21 protein-coding genes are annotated in these 22,145 nt (G+C 65.7%); 12 read left to right on the top strand and 9 right to left on the bottom strand.

Annotated features, from left to right (window positions below; all coding sequences use genetic code 11):
- Window positions 1-65: 65 nt before the first annotated feature.
- From ACXR2T_RS08735 to ACXR2T_RS08745, 3 genes are all read left to right on the top strand, one after another.
- Complete coding sequence (locus tag ACXR2T_RS08735) at window positions 66-662, top strand: RNA polymerase sigma factor (RefSeq protein WP_458838893.1); 597 nt, start codon at window positions 66-68, stop codon at window positions 660-662.
- Window positions 659-940, top strand: coding sequence for a hypothetical protein (locus tag ACXR2T_RS08740; protein WP_458838894.1), 282 nt, complete (start codon window positions 659-661; stop codon window positions 938-940). The genes ACXR2T_RS08735 and ACXR2T_RS08740 overlap by 4 nt, the downstream gene beginning before the upstream one ends.
- A 155-nt stretch (window positions 941-1,095) precedes the next feature.
- Window positions 1,096-2,631 carry an FMN-binding glutamate synthase family protein gene (locus tag ACXR2T_RS08745; RefSeq protein WP_458838895.1) on the top strand — a complete coding sequence of 512 codons (1,536 nt, stop codon included), beginning with the start codon at window positions 1,096-1,098 and terminating at the stop codon, window positions 2,629-2,631.
- A gap of 92 nt (window positions 2,632-2,723) precedes the next feature.
- Here the strand turns inward: ACXR2T_RS08745 and ACXR2T_RS08750 are convergent, their stop codons facing one another.
- Window positions 2,724-3,368, bottom strand: coding sequence for a phosphorylase family protein (locus tag ACXR2T_RS08750; protein ID WP_489945512.1), 645 nt, complete (start codon window positions 3,366-3,368; stop codon window positions 2,724-2,726).
- Between the two features lie 154 nt (window positions 3,369-3,522).
- Here ACXR2T_RS08750 and ACXR2T_RS08755 point away from each other — a divergent pair, with 154 nt between their 5' ends.
- The 4 genes from ACXR2T_RS08755 to ACXR2T_RS08770 are packed head-to-tail and all read left to right on the top strand — an operon-like array spanning window position 3,523 to window position 8,421.
- Entirely contained in the window at window positions 3,523-4,137 is a 615-nt protein-coding gene (locus tag ACXR2T_RS08755; protein ID WP_458838897.1) for a TetR/AcrR family transcriptional regulator, read from the top strand.
- On the top strand, window positions 4,134-5,618 hold the full coding sequence (locus tag ACXR2T_RS08760) for a cytosine permease (protein ID WP_458838898.1): 1,485 nt from the start codon (window positions 4,134-4,136) through the stop codon (window positions 5,616-5,618). Before ACXR2T_RS08755 ends, ACXR2T_RS08760 begins: the two co-directional genes overlap by 4 nt.
- Complete coding sequence (locus tag ACXR2T_RS08765; protein ID WP_458838899.1) at window positions 5,615-6,772, top strand: S-methyl thiohydantoin desulfurase family protein; 1,158 nt, start codon at window positions 5,615-5,617, stop codon at window positions 6,770-6,772. The genes ACXR2T_RS08760 and ACXR2T_RS08765 overlap by 4 nt, the downstream gene beginning before the upstream one ends.
- On the top strand, window positions 6,769-8,421 hold the full coding sequence (locus tag ACXR2T_RS08770) for a hydantoinase/oxoprolinase N-terminal domain-containing protein (protein ID WP_458838900.1): 1,653 nt from the start codon (window positions 6,769-6,771) through the stop codon (window positions 8,419-8,421). Before ACXR2T_RS08765 ends, ACXR2T_RS08770 begins: the two co-directional genes overlap by 4 nt.
- Before the next feature lie 239 nt (window positions 8,422-8,660).
- Here the strand turns inward: ACXR2T_RS08770 and ACXR2T_RS08775 are convergent, their stop codons facing one another.
- A complete protein-coding gene (locus ACXR2T_RS08775) occupies window positions 8,661-9,872 on the bottom strand; it encodes a sulfurtransferase (protein WP_458838901.1) in 1,212 nt (403 codons plus the stop codon).
- A 379-nt stretch (window positions 9,873-10,251) separates the two neighbouring features.
- Between ACXR2T_RS08775 and ACXR2T_RS08780 the strand changes: the two genes are divergently transcribed.
- On the top strand, window positions 10,252-10,560 hold the full coding sequence (locus ACXR2T_RS08780; protein WP_458838902.1) for a hypothetical protein: 309 nt from the start codon (window positions 10,252-10,254) through the stop codon (window positions 10,558-10,560).
- Between the two features lie 77 nt (window positions 10,561-10,637).
- Here the strand turns inward: ACXR2T_RS08780 and ACXR2T_RS08785 are convergent, their stop codons facing one another.
- The gene (locus ACXR2T_RS08785) at window positions 10,638-11,216 is read right to left on the bottom strand and encodes a PepSY domain-containing protein (protein ID WP_458838903.1); all 579 of its coding nucleotides are present in this window, start codon (window positions 11,214-11,216) and stop codon (window positions 10,638-10,640) included.
- 378 nt (window positions 11,217-11,594) lie between these two features.
- Here ACXR2T_RS08785 and ACXR2T_RS08790 point away from each other — a divergent pair, with 378 nt between their 5' ends.
- Together ACXR2T_RS08790 and ACXR2T_RS08795 are read left to right on the top strand one after the other, a co-directional pair.
- Complete coding sequence (locus tag ACXR2T_RS08790; protein ID WP_458838904.1) at window positions 11,595-12,998, top strand: MFS transporter; 1,404 nt, start codon at window positions 11,595-11,597, stop codon at window positions 12,996-12,998.
- A 109-nt stretch (window positions 12,999-13,107) separates the two neighbouring features.
- Complete coding sequence (locus tag ACXR2T_RS08795; RefSeq protein WP_458814756.1) at window positions 13,108-13,599, top strand: S-ribosylhomocysteine lyase; 492 nt, start codon at window positions 13,108-13,110, stop codon at window positions 13,597-13,599.
- Between the two features lie 175 nt (window positions 13,600-13,774).
- On the opposite strand, the gene ACXR2T_RS08800 is transcribed toward ACXR2T_RS08795, so the two are convergent.
- The 5 genes from ACXR2T_RS08800 to ACXR2T_RS08820 form a co-directional block, all read right to left on the bottom strand.
- Window positions 13,775-14,464, bottom strand: coding sequence for an HAD family hydrolase (locus ACXR2T_RS08800; protein ID WP_458838905.1), 690 nt, complete (start codon window positions 14,462-14,464; stop codon window positions 13,775-13,777).
- On the bottom strand, window positions 14,464-15,219 hold the full coding sequence (locus ACXR2T_RS08805) for a nucleoside phosphorylase (RefSeq protein ID WP_458838906.1): 756 nt from the start codon (window positions 15,217-15,219) through the stop codon (window positions 14,464-14,466). Before ACXR2T_RS08805 ends, ACXR2T_RS08800 begins: the two co-directional genes overlap by 1 nt.
- A 251-nt stretch (window positions 15,220-15,470) precedes the next feature.
- The gene (locus tag ACXR2T_RS08810) at window positions 15,471-16,910 is read right to left on the bottom strand and encodes an amidohydrolase (protein WP_458838907.1); all 1,440 of its coding nucleotides are present in this window, start codon (window positions 16,908-16,910) and stop codon (window positions 15,471-15,473) included.
- 42 nt (window positions 16,911-16,952) lie between these two features.
- The gene (locus ACXR2T_RS08815) at window positions 16,953-17,813 is read right to left on the bottom strand and encodes an SDR family NAD(P)-dependent oxidoreductase (protein WP_458838908.1); all 861 of its coding nucleotides are present in this window, start codon (window positions 17,811-17,813) and stop codon (window positions 16,953-16,955) included.
- 3 nt (window positions 17,814-17,816) lie between these two features.
- Entirely contained in the window at window positions 17,817-18,695 is an 879-nt protein-coding gene (locus tag ACXR2T_RS08820; RefSeq protein ID WP_458838909.1) for an undecaprenyl diphosphate synthase family protein, read from the bottom strand.
- A 135-nt stretch (window positions 18,696-18,830) separates the two neighbouring features.
- Between ACXR2T_RS08820 and trhA the strand changes: the two genes are divergently transcribed.
- Window positions 18,831-19,577: a PAQR family membrane homeostasis protein TrhA gene (gene trhA / locus ACXR2T_RS08825; protein ID WP_458838910.1), complete on the top strand. Its 747-nt coding sequence runs from the start codon at window positions 18,831-18,833 to the stop codon at window positions 19,575-19,577.
- Between the two features lie 113 nt (window positions 19,578-19,690).
- On the top strand, window positions 19,691-20,752 hold the full coding sequence (locus ACXR2T_RS08830; RefSeq protein ID WP_458838911.1) for a CFI-box-CTERM domain-containing protein: 1,062 nt from the start codon (window positions 19,691-19,693) through the stop codon (window positions 20,750-20,752).
- Between the two features lie 149 nt (window positions 20,753-20,901).
- Here ACXR2T_RS08830 and ACXR2T_RS08835 read toward each other — a convergent pair whose 3' ends face one another.
- Entirely contained in the window at window positions 20,902-21,231 is a 330-nt protein-coding gene (locus ACXR2T_RS08835) for a hypothetical protein (RefSeq protein WP_489945513.1), read from the bottom strand.
- Between the last annotated feature and the right edge of the window lie 914 nt (window positions 21,232-22,145).

The raw sequence follows: 22,145 nt of genomic DNA on the forward strand, positions 1-22,145 counted from the left end.
ACTAGTTCATCTGATGAATCACGGTCTGACCTAGTGTTACCCATAGGACGCACACCCACGTCGATATGTCACAAGAATTTACAAAGTTTTTGTTAGGAAGAGAGATCGTGTCGCTACACAATTTTGAGGGTCTATCCGACGCGGTGCTTGTTGCGCGGGCCGTTGACGGCGACAGGTGCGCCTTCGCAGCGCTCCTTCGCCGGTACGCGCCCCTCATGTCGGGATACGCCCGCAAGCTCACGTGCTCGAACGCAGATGCAGATGATGCGGTCCAAGAGGCCTTCATCACTGCCTGGCACTCGCTGGATTCCCTCGAGAATCACGCGTCAGTAAAGTCTTGGCTGATGAGGATCGTGGGGCACAAAGCGATTGATCGCACACGCGCACGCCCAACTAACGAGCCGCTCACTGAGTTCAATGCGCCAGCATCGAGGGTCGCACAGCCTGAACGTCACGTCGAGGTCGCGTCTCAGCTGCAGGAGGTTGCGCACGCACTCGATGCGTTACCGGATCTGCAGCGTCAGGCCTGGCTTTTGCGCGAGCTGGCTGGATATTCTTATTTGGAGATCGCTGGCGAACTTGGAGTTCCCGTCTCTACGGTGCGCGGTGCGATAGCGCGAGCGCGAAGCGCGCTTCTACGCGGAATGGGCGGATGGACATGACACAAGATGACGCGGTCAATCGGTCGACCGACGACGCTGGTGACGATGCACGCGTGGGCGGATTCGCACTCTCAGAGCTCGCTGATTACGCCGCCAGCGGCCGCACACCGCTGCGAGACGACATTGAGCGCAGTGTCGAAGCGCGGCACGCGGTCGCGCAGCTTGAACGACTACGCCAGCTCGCCGACGAGGTAGCGTCACGCGCAGGAGCAGGCGCCACCGAGAGCCCCTGGTTTCACCGGGTTCTACACGAGCTGAAACAAAAACGTGAGCCGTAGGTAAGCGGCATCTAACGCGTGCGGCACCGGCATGACGTGCGGGTAACCAGTAGCCCTGACTGCCTACTTGTGCAAGGGTGGTTACACCGATCATGCCGACGAGGTCACTGAGCGTACAGAGCTTACGTGGCTTCAACTCACCGCACGGAGGAACAATGGCGTCTCGTTCGAACAAAGTGGGCCTCTTCGCGGGGGCGGCCGCGGCCGCGCTCACCATCGTCGGTGTCTACGACATCACGCAGAAGAAGAAGGCGGTGCTGCGCAGCCACCCCATCATTGGGCACGCACGCTACCTGCTGCAGGCGATACGCCCCGAGATTCAGCAGTACTTCATCGAGCGCGACTGGGACGGCCGGCCGTTTAGCCGCACCACTCGCGAGCTGATCTACGACCGGTCAAAGAACGCCAAGTCTGAGGAGGCGTTTGGTACGCTGCGCGACGTCGAACGCGAGGGCGCCGAGTGGCTCGTGCACTCTGTTACGCCGCTTGAACCGCCCGCAGAAACGCCCCGGGTCACGGTCGGCGGGCCCGACTGCACCAAACCCTACGACATGTCGCTCATGAACGTGTCGGCGATGAGTTTTGGCGCGCTGTCCGCCAATGCGATTCACGCCCTCAACGCTGGCGCCAAGAAGGGCGGCTTCGCCCACGACTCGGGTGAGGGAGGCATCTCGCCATACCACCACGCGGGCGGCGGCGACCTGGTGTGGGAGATCGGCAGCGGCTACTTTGGCGCCCGCACCGACGACGGCCGATTCAGCCCCGAGAAGTTCGCTGAGAAAGCGAACCACGACCAGGTGAAGTGTGTGTCACTCAAACTCAGTCAGGGCGCAAAGCCCGGCCTGGGCGGCGTGCTCCCGGCGAGCAAAGTGACCGCCGAGATCGCCGAAACCCGCGGGGTGCCGCAGGGCGTCAAGTGTGTGAGCCCCGCCCAGCACAGCGCCTTTTCAACCCCCATCGAACTGGTCGAGTTCATCGCGCAGATGCGCGAACTCGCGGGCGGCAAACCGGCAGGGTTTAAGCTCTGCGTCACTTCGCAGCGCGACGTGCTAGCCATGTGCAAGGCGATGATCGAGGTGGGCACGACGCCCGATTTCATCATCGTCGACGGGTCTGAGGGCGGCACCGGCGCCGCCCCCGAAGAGTTCGAGGACAACGTGGGCATGCCGCTCACGCAGGGGCTGTTGACCGTGCACAACGCGCTCGTGGGGGCGGGTCTGCGCGACCGCATCAAGATTGGCGCTTCGGGCAAGATCGCTTCGGGCGCCGACATCGTGAAGCGACTCATTCAGGGCGCCGACTACACCAACGCCGCGCGCCCCATGATGATGGCGCTCGGCTGCATTCAGTCGCTGCGATGCGCCACGAACACCTGCCCCACCGGCATCGCGACGCAGAGCCCCATTCGCCAGCGTGCCCTGCACGTACCCACCAAGATCGACCGGGTCTACAACTATCACAAGAACACGGTCGACGAGGCTCTGCGGCTGATGGCGTCGATGGGCGTGCGCGACCGTTCAGAACTCTCGCCCCATATGCTGCGCCAGAACGTCAGCGGCGAGCGCAACGCCTCGTACGCCGAGCTGTACCGGTGGCTCGAGCCCGGCGAACTGCTCGCTGAGGCTCCCGCCGAGTGGGCACTCGACTGGCAGCTCGCTGATGCGCACCGCTTCGGCCTCGCCGCGCGGTGAACGTCAAATATGCGCGACGAGTTCCGTTTATGGGCCTGGCTAAAGCGGAAGTAGTCGCGCATATTTTTGGCATGCGGGGAGGTTCATGCGTGCTACTTCAGACGCGTCTCGTAGAAGTCGCGCAGCTGCTCGCTCTTACGAAACACGATCTCGTCCCACTCTTCGTCGGTGGTCGAGCTGTCGGCGAAGTCTGACGGAATCTTGAACACCTGCAGCGGCACGTCAAACTTCGCACACACCGAGGCGTAGGCGTACGCCTCCATGTCGACGAGCGTCGCGCCGAGGCCCGCGATGTGTGCGCGCTGCGCGTCGTCTTTCACGAACACGTCGCCGGTCGCAATCGTCGCGGTGAACTCGGGCAGCAGCACCTCGCCCGCGGGCGTGAGCGTCGGCGACGGCAGCGAAAAGTCGTGCTGCACTACGCCAGTCACCTGATACACATCGTCGAGGCTGGGGCGATCCGGAGCATCACCCACGACGCCCGCGGTGCCCAGCACAATGACCCGCGTGATCCGGGCTCCCCCAGCATCAGCAGCACCCGCAGCAGCACCCGCAGCAGCACCCGCAGCAGCACCCGCAGCAGCACCCGCAGCAGCACCCGCAGCAGCACCGGCAGTGAGTGCGTGGGCGAGCGAGGTCGCGGCGTTGATCTTACCGACGCCGGTTACGAGGTGGGGCACGTCGGCGAACGCCGAGGCCTCGTCGCGGTGGGCAAAGACGAGCAGCGTGTTGGTCACTAAGACTCCTTGTGGTGCGGTGTAGCGGGCTTGCGGCGTCGGGCGCGCGGCCCCGATCAAGCGTAATGCACCGCGGTGGTTCACGCCGTACAAGGTTTGACGTGCGGTCGGGCCGCCCCCTAAGCTCAGCCTAACGACCATTAGTTAGGTATTGATGATGACCCGAACTCGCATTTTGCAGGCCGCGCTGACGCGGTTCTCACGGGCCGACTATGCCGAGACCTCCCTCAGAGACATCGCAGCCGATGTTGGCATCAAGGCACCCTCGATCTACGCGCACTTTGCAAGCAAAGACGAGCTGTACACCGAGGTGTATATCGCTTCGCTCGCCGAGCACCGCGCTTACTTCACGGCGCTCGTAGCCGACTCGGCGGGCACCGACCCGCTCGATCGACTGCACCGCTTTCTCACGGGCGTGAGCGCGTTCTACCGCGCACACCCCGATCTACTCAATCTTCACCTTCGCACCACGCTGGGCCGCACCACGGTTCAGACATCCGGTCTGACAGACGCGTTTCAGGTTTGGGACGCCGAACTGTCGGCCGCCGTTCGAGAGACATATCTCGACGGTGTGCACCGCGGGCAATTCACAAGCTTGCCCGCGGAGGCCTTCACCTCGCATTTCCTGTGCCTCATGGACGGCCTGTTCCTGCAGATGAGCCACTACACGCCCGAGCTCTACGACGAGCACCTTTCACACACCTGGAGCACGCTCGCGCAGCTCATCACAGCCGCGCCCGCTGCTTCGACGGAGACCACCACCTCATGACACATGAACCCCGCGCGAACGCCGCCAAGGCACGCGCTAAATCCACCAAGTCAGACTACGAACTAGGCCGTGTGCCAGCCAGCGAACGCAAGTCTTGGCTGCCTATCGCGGGCATCTGGATCGCCATTGGCATCGACCTGTCGGGCACCATCATGGGCGTGCAGCTCGGCAACGGGCTTCCCTTCAACGAGGCGCTCTCTGCCACGATTCTCGGCTCGGTGCTGCTGGGGCTGCTCGCCATGGCCTGCACCTATGTCGGCGCCGCCACCGGCCTCACCAGCGCCATGCTCTCGCGCGCGGTGTTTGGCACCATCGGCGGCCGCGTGATCGCCATCGCGATGGCCATCTCGTCGCTCGGCTGGTTTGGTGTACAGACCGGGTTCTTCGCCGATAACGCACGCATCGCCGTCGATGAGCTGTTGGGCGCCGACCTACCCGTGCACCTGTTCACCGTCGTGGGTGGAATCCTCATGATGCTCACCGCGCTGTGGGGCTACCGCTCCATTCAACGCCTCAGCTCGTGGGCAGTGCCGCTGCTTATCGGGCTACTCGGCCTCGCGGTGGTGCTCGCGTTCGCACAGTTTGGTGCGGGCGACCTCCTGGCCGACATTCCGGCGCAGTTCACGTTTGGCGGCGCGGTGTCGCTCGTCATGGGCATATTCGTGTTTGGTGTCATCATCTCCCCCGACATCGCACGCTGGGCAAAAACGCCCAAGCAGGCCATGGCGGCCGGCTTCACCGGCTTCTTCGTCGGCAACTCGCTGATCGTGATCGTCGCGCTCGTGCTCTCGCGTGTGATGGGCGTTGAAGATCTGATGCGCATGTTCTTCATGCTCGGCCTGGGCGCGTTCGCGCTCATCGTGCTCACCCTCGCGCAGTGGACGACGAACACCAACAACCTCTACTCTGCCGCGCTCAACCTCTCGGTCGTGTTCACGCGCGTGAGCCGCCGCACGCTCACGCTCGCGGGCGGCGCCATCGCGATCGGGGCCGCGGTCGCAGGCATCTACGACGCGTTCATTCCGTTCATCTCGGTCATGGGCACGTTCATTGCCCCTTACGGCGGCGTGTACCTCGCCGAGTTCTTCACCCGCCGCACGGGCCGGCTGCGGCAGCATGCGAGCACTGACGACCGCGACACCGACGACAGCGACACCGACGACCTCGACACTGACGGCAGCGACACGAGCACGAGCGCGCCCGCTGTCGACGCCTGGGCGTTCGTGGCCTGGGGCATTGGCTGCGTCACCGGTGTGCTCACGACGCAGGCAGGCGACGGACTGGGGCTCGGCGCGTTCACGCTCACGACGATCCCCGCGCTCGACGCGATCCTCGCCGCTTTCGTTGCCCACGCGCTGCTCGGTCTCGCGCGCACGGGTAAGCGCGCCACGGGCGATGATCCGGATCAAGCCGAGCCCAGCCCAGATACCGCCGCGACCGACGCGGCGGCCCACCCCCTCGCCGAAGGAACCACACGATGACCAGCCCAGTGCTCACAAGCATCACCGAGGCCGATATTGACGACATCGCGATCGGTGCCGCCGTGCTCGGCACCGGCGGCGGCGGCGACCCGCACGTCGGGTCGCTGCACGCCAAACGCGCCATTCGCGAACACGGCGACGTGCGAGTGCTGCAGGTGGCCGAGCTCGACGACGAGGGCCTCGTCGTGCCCGTCGGCATGATCGGTGCGCCGTCGGTATCGATCGAGAAGATCGCGGGGGCCGAAGAGCTCGGCCGCGCCCTCGACCTGCTCGAGCAGGGCACCGGCCGCAAGATCGCAGCGATCATGCCAATCGAGATCGGGGGCGGCAACTCGCTGATTCCGATCGCGGCGGCCGCCGAGCGCGGGCTGCCCATCGTCGACGGCGACGCGATGGGGCGCGCGTTTCCTGAGGCACAGATGGTCACGTTTCACCTCGCAGGCTACGGGCCGGGCGCGACCGTGCTCGTCGACGCGCAGGGCAACGCCGTGCTGTCATACCCGGTCGACGGCGCGTGGTCTGAGCGGCTCGCGCGCGTGCTCACCTTTGAGATGGGCGGCTCAGCGACAATGATCGACTACGCCTACCCCGGCCGCGTCGCCCGCGAGTGCGCGATTCCAGGCACCCTCACCATGGCCCGCGAAATCGGCCGCATGCTGCGCAGCTCACAGGTGCGCGACGACGAACGCATCGACGCGATGCTCACCAGGCTCGGCGGCTACCGACTGTTCGACGGTAAGGTGAGCGCCATCGAGCGCGCCGTCGAGGGCGGGTTTACGCGCGGCCGTGCCGCGCTCGACGGCACCGGCACCGACCGCGGCCGCACGTTTGAACTGGCGTTTCAAAACGAAATGCTGCTCGCCACCCGCGACGGCCAGGTCGCCGCCGTCACCCCCGACCTCATCGCGGTGCTCGACCAGGCGACGGGGCACCCCATCACCACCGAGACGGTGCGCTACGGCGCGCGCGTGACCATCGTCGCGTTTCCGTGCCACCCGCAGTGGCGCACGCAGCGCGGCCTCGACACCGCAGGCCCCGCCTACTTCGGCTACGACGTACCGTTTACGCCGGTGGAAGAACTGGCCGCGGCCGGGCTGCCGCCCGCGCCCAATGATCCGGAGCAAGACTCGACGACGCAGGAGGCCCGCGCATGAGCTACAGAATTGGCATCGACGTTGGCGGCACGAACACGGACGCGATCGTGCTCGACCCCGAACGCCGCGTGCTCGCATCGGTCAAGACGCCCACGCAGGCGCGATCGGGTGAGGGCGTCGCCCGCGCGATCGACCTGGTGCTCGAGGCGTCGGGGATCGCCGTGGGCGAGGTGTCGGCCGCGATGCTCGGCACGACGCACTGCACGAACGCGATCGTCGAACGGCGCGGCCTCGGCCGGGTGGGTGTGCTGCGCTTGGGCGGCCCCGCCACCACCGCTGTGCCACCGTTTGAGGGGTGGCCCCAAGACCTGCGCGCCGCCGTGGCTGGCCCCTCGTTTGTGATCGCAGGCGGCCACGAATTCGACGGGCGCGAGATCAGCCCGCTCGACGAAGACGCGGTGCGTGCCGCCGCCGAACAGATGCGGGGCGTCGTTGACGCGGTCGCGGTCATTGGCGTCTTTGCTCCCGTCGCCGACGCGCACGAACAGCGGGCAGCCGCCCTCGTCGAAGAGCTGTTGAGCGTGCCCGTATCGCGGTCGATCGAGATAGGTTCGATCGGGCTGCTCGAGCGCGAAAACGCGACGATTCTCAACGCCTCGCTGATTCGCACGCTCGGCGACATGGCCGACGGTTTCGCTCGCTCACTCGCCGCGCACGGAATCGAAGCCGACATCTACTTCGGTCAAAACGACGGCACGCTCATGCGGCTCGACTTCGCGCTGCGCTACCCCGTATTTACGATCGGGTGCGGCCCGACCAACTCGATTCGCGGCGCCGCGCACCTAAGCGGCGTCTCTGACGCGCTCGTGGTCGACATTGGTGGCACGACCACCGACATTGGTGTGCTCGCAGGCGGGTTTCCTAGGCAGTCGTCGCACGCGGCAGAGATCGGGGGGATCCGCACGAACTTTCGCATGCCCGACGTGCTGTCTGTGGGGCTCGGCGGGGGCACGATCGTGCGCGGGGGCGGTGCCGGTGCTGCGGGTGTTGGTGTTGGTGCTGGTGGTGCTGCTGGTGCTGGTGCTGGTGCCGCTGGTGCTGGTGGTGCTGGCGCTGGTGCTGCTGGTGCTGGTACTGGTACTGCCGCGCCGATTACGCTCGGGCCCGACAGCGTCGGGTACCGCATCGCGACCGAGGCTCTCGTGTTCGGTGGTGCGACGCTTACAGCCACCGACGTTGCGGTCGCGGTCGGCCGCCTCCACATCGACGACGCGGTGGCTCCCCAGATCGATCCCGAGCTGCTGGCGGGCGCAGATGACGCGATCCGGAGCTTTCTTGAAGAAGCCATCGACCAGATGAAGCCGAGCGCGGCGCCCGTGCCCGTGGTACTCGTGGGCGGCGGTGCGGCGGTGTCGCCGGCCGAGCTCGAGGGGGTTTCGCGCGTGATTCGGCCAGAGCATTCGAGCGCCGCCAACGCGGTTGGGGCGGCCCTTGGCGATGTCGCGGGCCAGGCCGAGCAGGTGTTTTCGCTGCGCGAAACCACCCGCGAGCAGGCCGTCGAGGTTGTGCGCGCCGACGCGATAGCGCGCGCGATCGAGGCGGGCGCCGAGCCTGCGAGCGTCGAGATCATCGCGCTCGAAGAGCTGCCCGTCGCGTACATGGAGGGCACCGTGATCGTGCGAGCGCGAGCGGCCGGGCGGCTCGCGTAGCCACGCAGCTCGCGTAGCCGCGCAGCTCGCGTAGCCGCGCGGCCCGCGGAGCCCGCGCAGCCCGCGGAGCCGCGCGGCCCGAGCGGTTCGCGTAGCCCGCGCAGCCGGGAGCGGGAGCGGCGCACAGACTGTATCAAAACGACGAGACGGTATCGAAAGTACGCACTTTCGATACCGTCTCGTCGTTTCTATACCGATTCGTCGAAGGCCAGCGGCGAGGTCTACGGGAGCGGGTCGGCCTACGGGCGCGGGCCGGTTGCGACCGGGCGCTCGGGATGGTTCGACCACTGAGACCACGACCCCGGGAAGAGCGCGCCGCGAAGCCCCGCAAGCTCGAGCGCGAAGAGGGTGTGGCTCGCGGTAACGCCAGATCCGCAGTACGCTCCCACGCCCACTCCGCTAGCGGATACTGGCGCGGTTCTTGCTGCGAGCTCGGCCCCGACGTCGGAGTCGGTGTCGGTGTCGGAGTCGGAGTCGGAGTCGGTGTCGGATCCGATGCCTGTGTCAGAGTCGATGCCGGTGGCGCGCGCTGTAGGCCCCCCGGCGTCGAACTGCACTCCAACCGCGGCGAAGCGTTCACGTAGCTGGCTCCTGCTCAAGAACTTGCCGTCGGCGTCGATGTTCAACGTCGTCGGGACACTGCGAGCACCCGGAATATGACCTGCGCGCGGATCGACCGGCTCGGTGTCGCCCGAGTAGCGCTCGGCCGCGCGGGCGTCGAGCAGCACCCCATCGCGCGCAAGCGCGGCCGCTTCGTCCATCGAGAGTCGAGGCATGTGCCCGCCTGCGACGGTAAGAGGTTGTGTCCTGGTGTCGGTGTCGGTCGCGGTCGCGGTCGCGGTCGCGGTCGCGGTCGCGGCGTCGATGCTGCTGCTGGTGCTGGTGCTGCTGGTGCCAGTGTCGGTGTCGGTGTCGGTGTCGGTGGCTGCATCGATTTCGGTGTCAATAACGCCGCCCGCACCAGTTTCTACCGGCAGCCCGGCAGCCTGCCACGCCGGCCACGCGCCGTCGAGCAGCCGCACGTCAATACCCGCGTCTCGTAGCACCCACCACGCGCGCGCCGCCGCCAGGTTGCCTCCACCGTCGTAGGCAACAACACGATCGCCGGGCCGCAGCCCCCAGCGGCGCGCAGCCCCGGTGAGCACCTCATCGCTGGGCAGCGGATGCCGGCCGCTCGTCGCAGGTCCGTGCGACGCCAGCTCGGTGTCGAGGTCAACGTAGACCGCGCCAGGAATGTGCCCGGCGGCAAACGCTGCGCGCCCGTCTGGTGCAGCGAGGCTCCAGCGTACGTCAAGCACGAGAGTGCGCGGTGCGCGGCCTGATCCGGAACGTTGCGCAGCAGGCGCAGCAAGATCAGCAAGATCAGCAAGATCAGCGGACCTGTGTCGCAGCGCCCCGATTTCTTGGGCGAGGTCAGCGGGAGTGACGAGCAGTGTTGATCGAACGGCCATGCCCGCATGCTACCGCTCGTGTGCAGGCGCACCAGGTGGGCCGAGCCGTGTCGGGCGCTAGCCGGGCGGGGGCACTCACTATTTTCACATCAGCGCTTGCGGTCAGAAGTATGTTCCCATATACTGATGAGCTGAGCGCGCGAATGATCCGTGCGATTCGCCCGAGGGGCGGTCGCCATGACTCCCGAATCTAACTCGCCACAAGCGCTCCGCACGCGTCACCGCGACAACGGTTAGACGCACGATTCACCGCCCCAGGCGCTGCACTCGATCCCTCGATATTGCATGCACACGCGCCGGGCATTCATTTGGCTCGATCACGAGCCCGCGAGCATCGCTCGCACATCGCACACCACGACGGTGTGCACGAAAGGACATCATGACCACGATCACCAAACTCAAGAACTTCGCCCGTGCGGGCGGCCCTCGGGTCGCACCGCTGCGCACGCCCTACCACTCGCTCGGCTCGGCCGACGCGATGCGCGTGCCCGGCTGGGCCGAGCAGCGCTCGGTCTACCGCAGCGCAGGCCGCACCCTGTACCTGGTCGACACGTCGCGTCTCGCCGACGCACGCGCCGATCTCAAGACCCTCGATCGCGCGGGCTGGGATGTACAGGTCGCAAAAGATCCTGCCGGATCACGCGCCCGCATCGCCCTCACCCGCCGCGATCTCGCGCGCGCCGCGTAGGTCTCAGTCGCGCGGGTGTACGACGCAAGTCAGCACCCGCGCACTCTTTGTATTCCCGCACGCGTTAGCCACACGGATTAGCCGCGTGACACGAGGCTGCCGCTGAACGCGTCCACTTTGACCTCAACGTCGTCTGACGCGCCCTGCGGCACAATGTCGAACTCGTACAGTACACGGCCATCGTCTTTGCCCTCGAGTTTCCACTCACGTATCGAACCACTTTGCGCCTCGCGCGCCACAGCCGCGGCGTCTGCAAGCGGCACCACATCTTCGAACGAAAACACCTCGTCATAGTCGTTGTCGTCTGCGTCGAGGGGTTCGCGCTCTTCTCGAAGCACCTCAAGGGTTTCGGCATCAAACTGCACGTCATATTCCTCACGCGGAGAGACCAGCTTCACCTTGTACTCGAGCGTTTCACCGTGTCGTCGTTCAAGTTCAACCTTGCTCGGCTTGCCGTCGAAGATCTTCTGAGCTGCCGCAAGCGCATCGTGTGCGGTCTTAGCGGGCGGATCCGCGACAATGTCGCGCTGTGACGAATCTGCCGCACCTGAAGCCCCACCTGCATCGCTGCCCCCGTCGTCGGTGGCCGCTGTCGCCGTATCTGACTGTGCCGGTGGCGGCGCAGGTGTGGCGCCAGGCTCGGTCTCGGCAGTCATCGCGCTGCTGCAAGCCGTTGTACCCGCCAGCATCGCTGCCGCACAGACTGCCAGCAGGGCACGTTTGAATCTCCGTGACTGTTGGGCATTGTCGCCACCGACAGGGTCTCGAGGATGCGCGCGTTTCAACATGTCGCCACCGTAAGCACGTCACGGCTCAAAAGACCAGCCCTGGAATATCTGGGCGCACTGTGCGTTATGGTCTACAGCGTCAACTGCACGCCAGCGCCCGGCCGCGCAGCGACAACTACATGATCCGGCGCGCAAATAGACAGCACACAGCGCGTATTGGTCAGGAGGCAGATAGATTTGGCCGCTGATTCACCGATGCCGCGGGGCAACGGCACAGACTACGTGCCAGACCCGCGAAGGTGGCGCGTGCTGTACGTGCTGGTCGGCGCGCTGTTCATGTCACTCGTTGGCGTGAGTATCGTAAACGTCGCGCTGCCGTCGATTGGCGCAGGTATTCACGCGACCGAGTCACAGCTGCAGTGGGTGCTTTCGGGGTACGCCCTCACCTTTGGAATTGTGCTCGTCACGGCCGGCCGCGCAGGCGATCTGTTTGGCCGTGGGCCGCTCTTCATCGCCGGTGTGGCCGTGTTTACACTCGCGTCGATTGCGGCCGGATTTGCCCCCGATGCGCTATCACTCAACATTGCTCGCGCGGTGCAGGGTGTTGGCTCGGGCATGCTGAACCCGCAGGCCGTTGGTATGATTCAGCAGTACTTTCGGGGCGCTGAACGAGCTCGCGCTTTCGGCATATTTGGCAGCGCCGTTGGGGTATCAGTCGCTATCGGGCCGCTCTTGGGCGGTGTCTTGATTCAGGCGTTTGGTGTTGAACAGGGCTGGCGAGCAACCTTCTTCGTGAACGTGCCTGTTGGGATCATCACGATTATTCTCGCGGCCATCTGGATCCCCAAACCCCAATTCATTGCACGCGATGTGCGCCGCGGCCGTGCGGCGGGCCGACGCGCAGATCTTGACCCCGTCGGATCCCTGCTGCTCGGCGCCACCGTGTTGCTGGTGCTGTTGCCCTTTATGGAGGCGCGCGGGTCGGCCTACACCTGGTTCGCGCTGCCGCTTGGCATCGCGCTGGGCGTGGCCTGGGTCGCGTGGGAGAAACGCTACCGCCGCAGGGGGCGCGCCCCCATGGTTGATCTCGGTATCTTTCGCGTCTCGAGTTTTGCCAACGGAACGCTGCTCGTCGGACTCTACTTCTTAGGCATCACCAGTGTGTGGGTGATCGTGGCGCTCTACATGCAAAATGGGCTCGGACGCACCGCCCTCGAAGCTGGACTGATCGGTTTGCCCAGCTCGATCCTGTCTGCCTTCGCTGCTCTCTGGGGCGCCAAACGGGTAGTCACTAAGGGTCGCAGCGTCGTACTCCTCGGTTTGTATCTCGCGCTCGCCGGGCTTGCGCTGAGTGCATTGGTGGTGTGGCTGCGCGGCCAGGGGCTCGCGAGCGAGTGGTGGCTGCTCGCTTCGCTCGCGTTTATCGGCGTCGCGCAGGGGCTCGTGATCAGCCCCAATCAGGCGCTCACGCTCGCTGAGGTGCCCCTGAAATACGCTGGCAGCTCGGGTGGAATCATGCAGACCGGCCAGCGCATGGGCACATCAATGGGTATCGCTATGATCACAGCGCTCGCGTTCTCAGTGCTCGCCGCCACAGACTGGGCGACCGCATTCATCACGAGCTTCGCGGCGATCGGTGTCGTCGTCGTGGCGGCCCTCGCGGTCGGGTACCGCGATCTCGCCAGTCGCAGCGGCACCGTGCGGCTATAGCAGTGCCCCCGCGCCCGCGCCCTGGCGTGGCCTGGCGTGGCCTCAACGCGAACCGTTACGCGGCGTCATACTTCGCCGGAGAGCAGCTCGACCTGCCTAAACTGGCGCCATGAGCGACGTAGAGCTGGCCGAAGTAGAGAGTTTTTCACTGGACCACACGAAGGTGCTCGCACCCTATGTGCGGCTGATTGGCGTGGAACACGGCCCTCAGGGCGACGCGATCTCGAACTACGACATTCGCCTCGTGCAGCCCAATGAAGAAGAGATTCCCACGGCCGGGCTGCACACCATCGAGCACACGATCGCTGGGCTGTTGCGCACCCGCATCGCAGGGCTCATCGATATCTCACCCTTCGGCTGTCGCACCGGGTTTCACATGATTCTGTGGGGCGAGCCCACGCCCGCCGAGGTCGCCGCCGCGATCAAGAGCTCGCTCGAAGACCTCGCCTGGCGCGTGACATGGGACGACGTCCCCGGTACCGAAGCCGTGAGCTGTGGCAACTACCGTGACCACTCGCTGCACTCGGCCAAGGAGTGGTCAAAGCGTGTACTCGACCGAGGTATTAGCCTCGACGCATTCGACCGCAGCAGCATCGCGTAACCGCCCGGCGAGCACCGCGCTGTCAGGCGGTGCCGCCGCGCAGTCAGGCGGTGAGCTGGCATCTGTTGCAGGCGGGCTGCGGTGTCGACACGACCCGGCATACCTCGCGCAACGCCTAATCTCGGGGGCATACCTCGCGCAGCGCCTAATCTCGGGGCATACCTCGCGCAGCGCGCTACGCGGGCAACCCCACCGTCTGGCACACGAGCAGCGGCAGCTCACTCATGTCTTGAAACACGTTCACCGCGCCCGCCTTGCGCAGCGCCTGCGGCTGCGCACTCGTGAGCGCACCGCTCGAGTAGCCGAGTACGGTCGCGCCAGCCGCGACCCCCGCGGTCACGCCAGCAACGGTGTCCTCGACAACGACGGCGCGATCCGGAGCGATCTTCAGCGCCCGCGCCGCCGCCAGATAGACGTCGGGAGCAGGCTTCGACCGCGGCACCTCCATGCCGCTAAACACCCGGTCGCCGAAGAAATCGGCGAGGCCAGTGAGGCTCAGCTGCATCTCGATCTTCGATCGGTCGGCACCGCTCGCGACCGCGATCTTCGTGCCGTACGCGCTCTTGATTAATTCCAGCGCGCCCAGCACGCCAGGGATCGCCGTGACCCGCTCGCGCAACGCGATGTCGCGGCGGGCGCGAAACTGCCCGATCCATGCGTCGTCGATGCGAAAACCTGTGCGCTCGAGGATCACGGCCCACTGATCTTTCAGGGCGCGGCCGATGAAGAGCGCCACGCACTCGGGCTCAGAGATCGGCCAGCCGAGCTCGTGCAGCATCTCGCGCAGCACACCGTTGGTGATCGCTTCTGAGTCGACGAGCACGCCGTCGCAGTCGAACAGCACCCCCGCAAACGCGGGCCGCACTAGGACACCAGCACGTCGAGCGCTGCCGTGAGCGCCCCGTCGACGGCGCGGGTGACGATCTCGCGGTAGGGGTCGTAGCCGTCCATCGCGTCGTCGGCCGCGTTGAGCGGGTTGCCGTCGATCGCGAAGACCGCGCCCGACTCGATCCCGTGCAACGACGCGATCACAAACAGGGCTGCGGCCTCCATCTCGACCGCGACGATGCCTGCGCGCTGCCACATGCGGTGGTCAATGCCGGTGATCACATCGCTCGGGTAGAACATGTCGCCCGTGAGCACGATGCCGGTGTGCACGTCGAGGCCGGTGGCTTGTGCGGCAGCGCGCAGCTCGAGCGCGAGCTCGGGGCTCGAGATCGCGGGAAACTCGGTGGGCACGAGCTGATGGCTCACGCCGTCTGCGCGCACCGCGCCCGTCGCGACCACGATCGCGCCGTCAATCACCTCGGGCTGTATGCCTCCGGCTGTTCCGGATCGGATGATGCGGGTCACCCCGCCGCGCGCGAGCTCCTCAAAGCAGACCGCGGCACCGGCAGCACCCACGCCGTGCGATGCGACGGTGACCGGCACACCCTTGTAGCTGCCCGAGTAGACGTGGTACTCGCGGTTTGCGGTGAGCTGCTTGGCGTCGTCGAGCAGCTCGGCGACGCGGGCGGCGCGGCCGGGGTCGCCCACGACGAGGGCGCGGTCCGCGAGGTCAGATACGCGGGCGCGCAGGAGCGGCAGTTCGGCGTCGTGAGGAAGTCGTACGGGTGCCATGATGTGGCCTTTCTTTCGTAGTGAGTAGTGAAAACTGGGTTAGCGTGCGGGGCGCATGGATCCTGCGACTCCGCTCGCAAGCTCGCTGCGCGCAGGATGACGGAGCCAGGCGCTCGCAAGCTCGCTGCGCGCAGAATGACGAGACGGCGCACTCGCAAGCTCGCTGCGCGCAGAATGACGGAGAGAGCACCGCGCGATAGCCCCCACCCCGACCGTCATTCTGCGCGACGAAGGAGTCGCAGAATCCATGCTCACGCTTGTGCCGCCTCGCGCAGGCGGCGACGGGCGGCTCGCGCACGGGCGCGCACGGCGTCGGCGTCGAGGGTGAGGTGTGTGCCATCGGCGTACACGTGGCGGCCGCCGATGAAGACGTGGCGCACGTCGGCGCCGGTGGCGGCGAAGCCGAGGTGTGAGGTGAGCGCTGCAGCGTCGGCGCCTGCGAGGTCGAGCGGAGTCGCGTTTGAGCCCGTCACATCGAGCGCGATCACGTCGGCGAAGCGGCCCGCCTCAAGCGCGCCAGAATCGTTGAACCCCAGCGCGTTTGCGCCGCCGCTCGTGGCGATAGTGAGCACGTCGGCGGCTTTGGTGGCGGCGGCATCTTGACGGGCACCGCGGTGCAGCATCGAAGCGAGTTTGATCTCTTCAAACAGGTCGAGCGAGTTGTTTGACGCGACCGAGTCGGTGCCGAGGCTCACTCGCAGGCCCGCCCGCTGCCAGTCGGGCAGCGCCGCGATACCGCAGCCGAGCTTGAGGTTCGAGACGGGGTTGTGGCTGACGGCAACGCCGTGGCGGGCCATTTCCACCATTTCCTCTTGTGTAAGATGCACACAGTGTGCTGCCAGCACATCGGCGTCAAATAGCCCGAGTGCGGCGAGGTGCGCGGCGGGCGTCGCCCCATACTGCTCGGTGATCTGTGCAACCTCGGCCGCCGACTCAGACACGTGCGTGTGCACCGGAATGCCCAGTCGCACCGCACGCTGGGCAATGTCGCGCAAGAACTCGGGCGGGCAGGTATAGGGTGCGTGCGGCCCATAGGCCACACGAATCTGCGGGTCGTCACGGTAGCGCTCGGCGAGCGCCTCGGTGTGCGCGATCGCGTCGGCCCCGCTCCAGGGTGCAACACCAGGGAATCCGACCGCGTCGGGCGCAAACGACGCCAGCGCCACCATCGCTCGCATGCCCGCGCCCCGCACGAGCTCAATCAGCCGCTCGTCCCAGTGGTACATGTCGGCGAACGCGACGGTGCCCGTCTCAATCATCTCGAGCATCGCGAGCTGCAGCCCCACCGCCACATCATCGTGCGTAAGGTGCTGCTCGAGCGACTGTACGGCCGCAAGCCAGGGCATGAATCCGTCGTCATCAGACACCCCACGCAAGAGCGTCATCGCCGAGTGCGTGTGTCCATTCACGAGTCCCGGCATCAGCACATGACCCGCGAGGTCGTGCACCGCTACACCGTCGGGGCGCGCGCCAGCGGCGTGCGCCCCGTCACGAGCAGCGTCGTTCGCCGCGTCGCTCGACAGAGCGCCACCGATCTGCACCGATACCGCCTCGCGCCCACTGCCCGCCACACGCGGCGGGCCGGCGTATACGATGCGCCCGGGCGCATCGAAGGCAAGCTCGGCTGGCGCCACGACGCCCCCGGGCGTGAGCATCGCATCGGCGAGCAGCACGGTCTCTCGGTTACCCATTGTTCTCCCCCATCATGTCGATTTTGATCCGGAACAACACCGCTACCAGCCCGGCGTCGCGAGCATGCCGCCATCGACCGCGAGGTCTTGGCCGGTGATGAAGCTCGCGGCGGGCGACGCGAGCAGCGCGCACGCGTTGCCGATGTCGCGGGCCGTCGCGAGGCGGCGAAGCGGCGCGTGGGCGCGCCAACTCGCGACGCCCTCGGGCCAAGCCGCCTCGAGCCCGGGCCGCTCGACGAGCCCCGGCGACACCGTGTTCACCCTGATGCCCGCGGGCCCCAGCTCGAGCGCGGCCGCGCGCGCGTGCATCACGAGGCCCGCTTTGGCCGCGGCGTAGTGTGCGTGCGCGGGCGACGGGCGATGCGCTTCGACGCTCGCGATGTGAGTGATCCAGCGATTTGGTGCCGGATCACCGGCTGCGCCGGTCGCGGTGCCTGCTGAGCGCGCTGCGTTTGCCGCGTTTGTAGCGTTTGCAGCGTTTGCCGCCGCGGTCATCTCTGCCGCAGCCGCGCGCGTGAGTTCGAAGACGGAACCGAGGTTGGTGCCAAGCACCGCATCCCAGTCGGCGCGCGTGGTTTCTTCGAGCGTCTGGACCGGCTGCACGCCCGCGTTGTTGACGAGGCCGTCGAGGCCGCCGAGTGCGCGCACGACGTCCTGGATCAGCGCCTCGGCGGCGCCGGGTACGCCCAGGTCTGCACGCACCGCGACCGCCTCGCTGCCGCGCTCGCGCAGTCGTTCGACGAGTTCGAACGCGGCCTCTGCCGAGCCGCGATAGTGCACCGCGACCCGGGCCCCCGCGTCGGCGAAGGCTTCGGCGATGCCGCCGCCGACACCCCCTGAGGCACCCGTGATCAGCACGCGCTGACCGGTGAGGTCGGGCAGGGAGTGGTCACGGTGCTGCATGGGTTAGCCTCCGAGGCGTCGGTGTCGGGTGGAGTAGTCGCGCAATGCGCGTAAGAAGTCGACTTCACGCAGGTCTGGGTAGAGCGCCTCGACGAAGTAAAACTCTGAGTGCGCCGACTGCCAGATCATGAAATCGCTGAGGCGCTGCTCGCCCGAGGTGCGAATGATGAGGTCGGGGTCGGCTTGGCCGCGGGTCCAGAGGTGCTCGCCGATCGTCTCGGGAGTGAGGCGCTCGGGCAGGTTCTCGATCGTGCCGCCCGCGGCCTGGTGCTCAGCGATGATGTCGCGCACCGCCGCCGTGATCTCGCTGCGCCCGCCGTACCCGACGGCGAGGTTGACGTGCAGCGTGGTCCTTGCGGGCTCGGACTGTTTGTTTTGTTGCGGCGTGGACGGTTTGGACGGTTCGGACGGTTCGGCCGGTTTGGCGCTGGGCCCACAGTGCCGGGCCTCAGCGCAGTTGCCCTCAGCTGCGGCGAGCGCCGTGGCGAGCTCGGCAGACAGCCCCTCACTTGAGCCGACGTGTTTAACACACCAGCCGTCGTGGGCGGCGAGCTCGGTCGCGAGGTCGGCGATGATGCCGAAGAGATCTTGTAGTTCGAGCGAGTCGCGAGCGCCCAGGTTGTCGGCCGACAGGAGGTAGAGGGTGACGGTCTTGACGCCCGCCTCTTCGCACCATGACAGAAACTCGGGCACCTTCTTGGCGCCGGCGCGATGGCCGAACGCAGCGCGCTCTTGCAACCGTAGTTTGGCCCAGCGGCGGTTGCCATCGACGATCACTGCGATGTGACCGGGCACGCGCTTCGGGTCGATCTCGCGGCGCAGGCGTCGCTGATAGAGCCGGTAGAGCAGACCGGCTCGGGGTGTCGACTGCTGCGCGTTCACAAGATTGATTCTATCGGCCAGGTGCGCGCGCTGGCTGGAAGCTCTCGCCGCGGTGGGGCGCGCCCCTCGCAGCCCCGCATGGAGAGTATCCACACATATGCGCGCGGCGCCCTGTAGCCGCTCTACACTCGAGGCATGGCCCCACAGTGCGCACACGAGTCAGAGCCACGCGACGGCGCTGGCAGTCGCGCGGGGGTAGGGCCGCAGGGTCGATCCGGAACGAAGGGCGACCCCCAGAGTGACCCCAAGCCGCTGTGGCGCGGGTGGTTACACGCCGGTACATTTCCCGTTGCGGTGGCCGCGGGCATCGTGCTGATTGCGGTCGCGCACGGGCCCGTCGCCAAGTGGGCAGCGGCCGTGTACATGCTCTCGAGCATGCTGCTGTTTGGCGTTTCTGCCCTGTACCACCGTTTCAACTGGAAGCCCACGACGAAGCAGGTATTTCGCAGGCTCGACCACGCCAATATCTTCTTGCTCATTGCGGGCACCTACACTCCTATCTCGTTGCTTGCGCTACCGCTCGACAAGGGAGTTGTGCTCCTCATAGTGGTTTGGGCTGTAGCCCTCATGGGTATCGGGTTTCGTGTGTTCTGGCTCAGCGCACCGCGCTGGCTCTATGTACCGCTGTATGTCGGCCTTGGCTGGGCGGCTGTTGCCTATCTCGGGGACATTGCGGCGACGAGTTTCGCCGCAATGGTGCTCGTGGTGGTGGGCGGGCTGCTGTACACGCTGGGGTCGATCGTGTACGGGTTTAAGCGGCCAAACCCGGTGCCCGGGGTGTTTGGGTTTCACGAAATCTTTCACGCACTCACGGTGCTCGCGTTCTTCTGCCACTGGAGCGCCGCCCTGCTGCTCGTGCTCGACCCGTTCTATCTGCGTTAGCCATTTTCATTGACGGGCAGCCGATCTTCGCAGACACATGCCTGTCGTAGGTGGTTGGTACGCTCCGACTGCGCCCAGTAGCGTGAACTAGTACAGGCGGTCGAAGGGGTCCCATGCAAGCGATGGTGTGTCAGCTATGTTCAGGCAACAGCTTTTCGAAGCTCGATGAGTTCTTTCAGTGTGACTACTGTCGCACGAAGTACTCCCCCACAGAGGCGCGCAAGCTTCTCGTAGAGGGAACCGTGCGCCTCGACCGCACCGACGATGTCGGCAAATATCTCACGATCGCCGACAACGCCATCGCCGCCGGTAACCCGTCTGAAGCGTACGAATACGCCAACCGGGCACTCGAGGTTGACCCCGCAAGCGCGCAGGGGTGGCTCGTGAAGGGCTGCGCGGTCGGCTGGTCGGCCGTGCCTGCACAGGGGCTCACGCCGGCCGAACTACAAGAACCATTACGCCGCTCAACTGGCATGCTGTTCGAGATGATGCACTGTTTCAACACCGGTCTACAGTTCGTCACGCCCGAGAACCACCCGTCATATGTGTACCGGGCAGCGACCACCGTGCTGCCCGTTGTGAGCCTGCTCTACCAAGCGTCTGCGGTGAGTTACCCCTGGTTTCAAGAGACCCAAGACTCGTGGAGCCCGCACTGCGGGCGTACCGCTGCGCTCACTCAGTGTCTCAGCGACAGCTACGACCTGAGCGGCGACGCGACGCTGCTGAAGCTCGGTGTCGACCTGGTTTCGCAAGACATTGCGGCCTCTCGCTGGCTCAAGACAAGCCGCGCCGACGCTGAGGGGATGCGCCTTCGTCGCCACGAATTCATTGCGCTGGTGCGCCAGCACGAGCCCGGCTATTCACCCTCGATGCCGAAAGCCAAAAACCCGAACAGCTCGTGCTTCGTCATCACTGCCACATTTGGTGACGAGCGTGCTCCTGCTGTGCGCCTGCTACAGGCATACCGCGACCGTGTGCTGCGCAGATTCTGGCTAGGCCGAGCGTTTATCGATTGGTACTACAGAGTCGGGCCACGCGCGGCTGATGTCATCGCAGACTCATACCTGCTGCGCGGGCTCACGCTTGCCTTGGTCGTGGTGCCTGCGATCATCGTGGCGCTACCTTCCCTCGCTATCGCCGCGGTGCTCGATCGACGCGGCGCGGCGGCACGCTGAATTTTCGCGGCTCTCGGGAGCCCATTAACTGTGCTCTGCGTGAGGGCCACTCACCAGCGCTGGGCAAGGTGCAATTGCGGGCAGGTTCTGTCGTAGCTCGTCGGTCACCTGGATTCTGCGGGTCATGCGATTCAAGCTCGACAGGCTCGTTATTTTGCCGTTCGCCCGGCATAGCGCGGGAGCGGAATATGGTACGACTGCAGCGCCTTGGCTAACTGCGCGGGGGTGCCCACGTCACGAGCGCCCCAGTGAGCCATGAGCTTATTGGTGGTGCCCATCGTCCAGTTGTCGCGACGCTTCTCACCAATCACGCGCTCAGCTGGGGTTTGCCCTGCGAGCATCTCGGGATCGGTGTACTTGATGTCACCGTCACACTCGCCAAACGCGTTATATCCGAGCAGCTCAAAGTCCATATAGTAGAGCGACCCAGACGGCGCTCGCACCGGCACCTGTAGTTCGACCTCGTACCCCAATCGCAATAGTTGTAGCCTACTCACGCTCTCGAGCACGGACTCGGCTCTGGGATCGGCGATAGCGAGAGTTCTCCGCAGGGTGGCGAGGCCGCGCCTGCGAGGTGACGAAGAGTCGATCAGAGCATCCATTTCACTGCGCCAACGTTGCTGTGCGCCTTCATCAAGGACTCGCCCCCGCATACTTGCTTCTCGTAGGGACTTGTCCAGGCAGCCAAGCAGCGTTTCTGCATTAGTACAGGTCGCGAGGTCAAAGAGAGTGCGCTGATGTGTCGTGCACCGGTACCCCGCCACACTTATCTCATGTGAAGCATCAATACTGAGCTGATGCCGCTGCACACTATTGCTTGTAGACGTGTACTCTTCACTCAAGATGTGAACATGCGAAGTCCGCAGATGCCACACAGGCAGACGCAGTAAGACTGCTGCTGAATAGTGTGAGAAGAGCGGTGGGGTCTTCGCGTTGCGATGCGCCGCTATCACCCGCGCAAGGTGGCGGCCTTCGGGATACCAGGAGTTCCACACGACTCCATCAACGAACCACCCCTGTGCGACCCGCACCGCTTTCCCCGTTTGCACCCACTCGCGCAACTGGCGCGGTGTAACCCCGCTGCCAAACAATCGTCGGGTGCTCCGAAGCGCGGCTTCAACCCGTCCAATGTGATCGGGAATGCTCATACTTCGAGTGTCGCCTAAGCTGCACGACTTTTGGGCCCGCCAATGAATTCTGTGGATAACTCGCACGACCACTTTTCACACTCGGTATCGAAATGACGAGTCGGCCCGATAAATACGCTTTTTCTATGCAGTCTCGTCGTTTCGATACCGTCTCGTGCGTGGCGCGGGCACGGGCGCAGGCACGGGCACGGGCGCAGGCACGGGCACGGGCGCAGGCACGGGCACGGGCGCAGGCACGGGCACGG

The organism is Leucobacter faecis, assembly GCF_054456635.2.

Bases quoted from the DNA above. Each gene is read 5' to 3' on its own strand.
- ACXR2T_RS08830 (WP_458838911.1), top strand. From the start codon at position 19,691: ATGCAAGCGATGGTGTGTCAGCTATGTTCAGGCAACAGCTTTTCGAAG.
- ACXR2T_RS08805 (WP_458838906.1), bottom strand. From the start codon at position 15,219: ATGGCACCCGTACGACTTCCTCACGACGCCGAACTGCCGCTCCTGCGC.
- ACXR2T_RS08735 (WP_458838893.1), top strand. From the start codon at position 66: ATGTCACAAGAATTTACAAAGTTTTTGTTAGGAAGAGAGATCGTGTCG.
- ACXR2T_RS08755 (WP_458838897.1), top strand. From the start codon at position 3,523: ATGATGACCCGAACTCGCATTTTGCAGGCCGCGCTGACGCGGTTCTCA.
- ACXR2T_RS08740 (WP_458838894.1), top strand. From the start codon at position 659: ATGACACAAGATGACGCGGTCAATCGGTCGACCGACGACGCTGGTGAC.
- ACXR2T_RS08780 (WP_458838902.1), top strand. From the start codon at position 10,252: ATGACCACGATCACCAAACTCAAGAACTTCGCCCGTGCGGGCGGCCCT.
- ACXR2T_RS08795 (WP_458814756.1), top strand. From the start codon at position 13,108: ATGAGCGACGTAGAGCTGGCCGAAGTAGAGAGTTTTTCACTGGACCAC.
- ACXR2T_RS08775 (WP_458838901.1), bottom strand. From the start codon at position 9,872: ATGGCCGTTCGATCAACACTGCTCGTCACTCCCGCTGACCTCGCCCAA.
- ACXR2T_RS08745 (WP_458838895.1), top strand. From the start codon at position 1,096: ATGGCGTCTCGTTCGAACAAAGTGGGCCTCTTCGCGGGGGCGGCCGCG.
- ACXR2T_RS08815 (WP_458838908.1), bottom strand. From the start codon at position 17,813: ATGCAGCACCGTGACCACTCCCTGCCCGACCTCACCGGTCAGCGCGTG.
- trhA (WP_458838910.1), top strand. From the start codon at position 18,831: ATGGCCCCACAGTGCGCACACGAGTCAGAGCCACGCGACGGCGCTGGC.
- ACXR2T_RS08810 (WP_458838907.1), bottom strand. From the start codon at position 16,910: ATGGGTAACCGAGAGACCGTGCTGCTCGCCGATGCGATGCTCACGCCC.
- ACXR2T_RS08760 (WP_458838898.1), top strand. From the start codon at position 4,134: ATGACACATGAACCCCGCGCGAACGCCGCCAAGGCACGCGCTAAATCC.
- ACXR2T_RS08785 (WP_458838903.1), bottom strand. From the start codon at position 11,216: ATGACTGCCGAGACCGAGCCTGGCGCCACACCTGCGCCGCCACCGGCA.
- ACXR2T_RS08770 (WP_458838900.1), top strand. From the start codon at position 6,769: ATGAGCTACAGAATTGGCATCGACGTTGGCGGCACGAACACGGACGCG.
- ACXR2T_RS08765 (WP_458838899.1), top strand. From the start codon at position 5,615: ATGACCAGCCCAGTGCTCACAAGCATCACCGAGGCCGATATTGACGAC.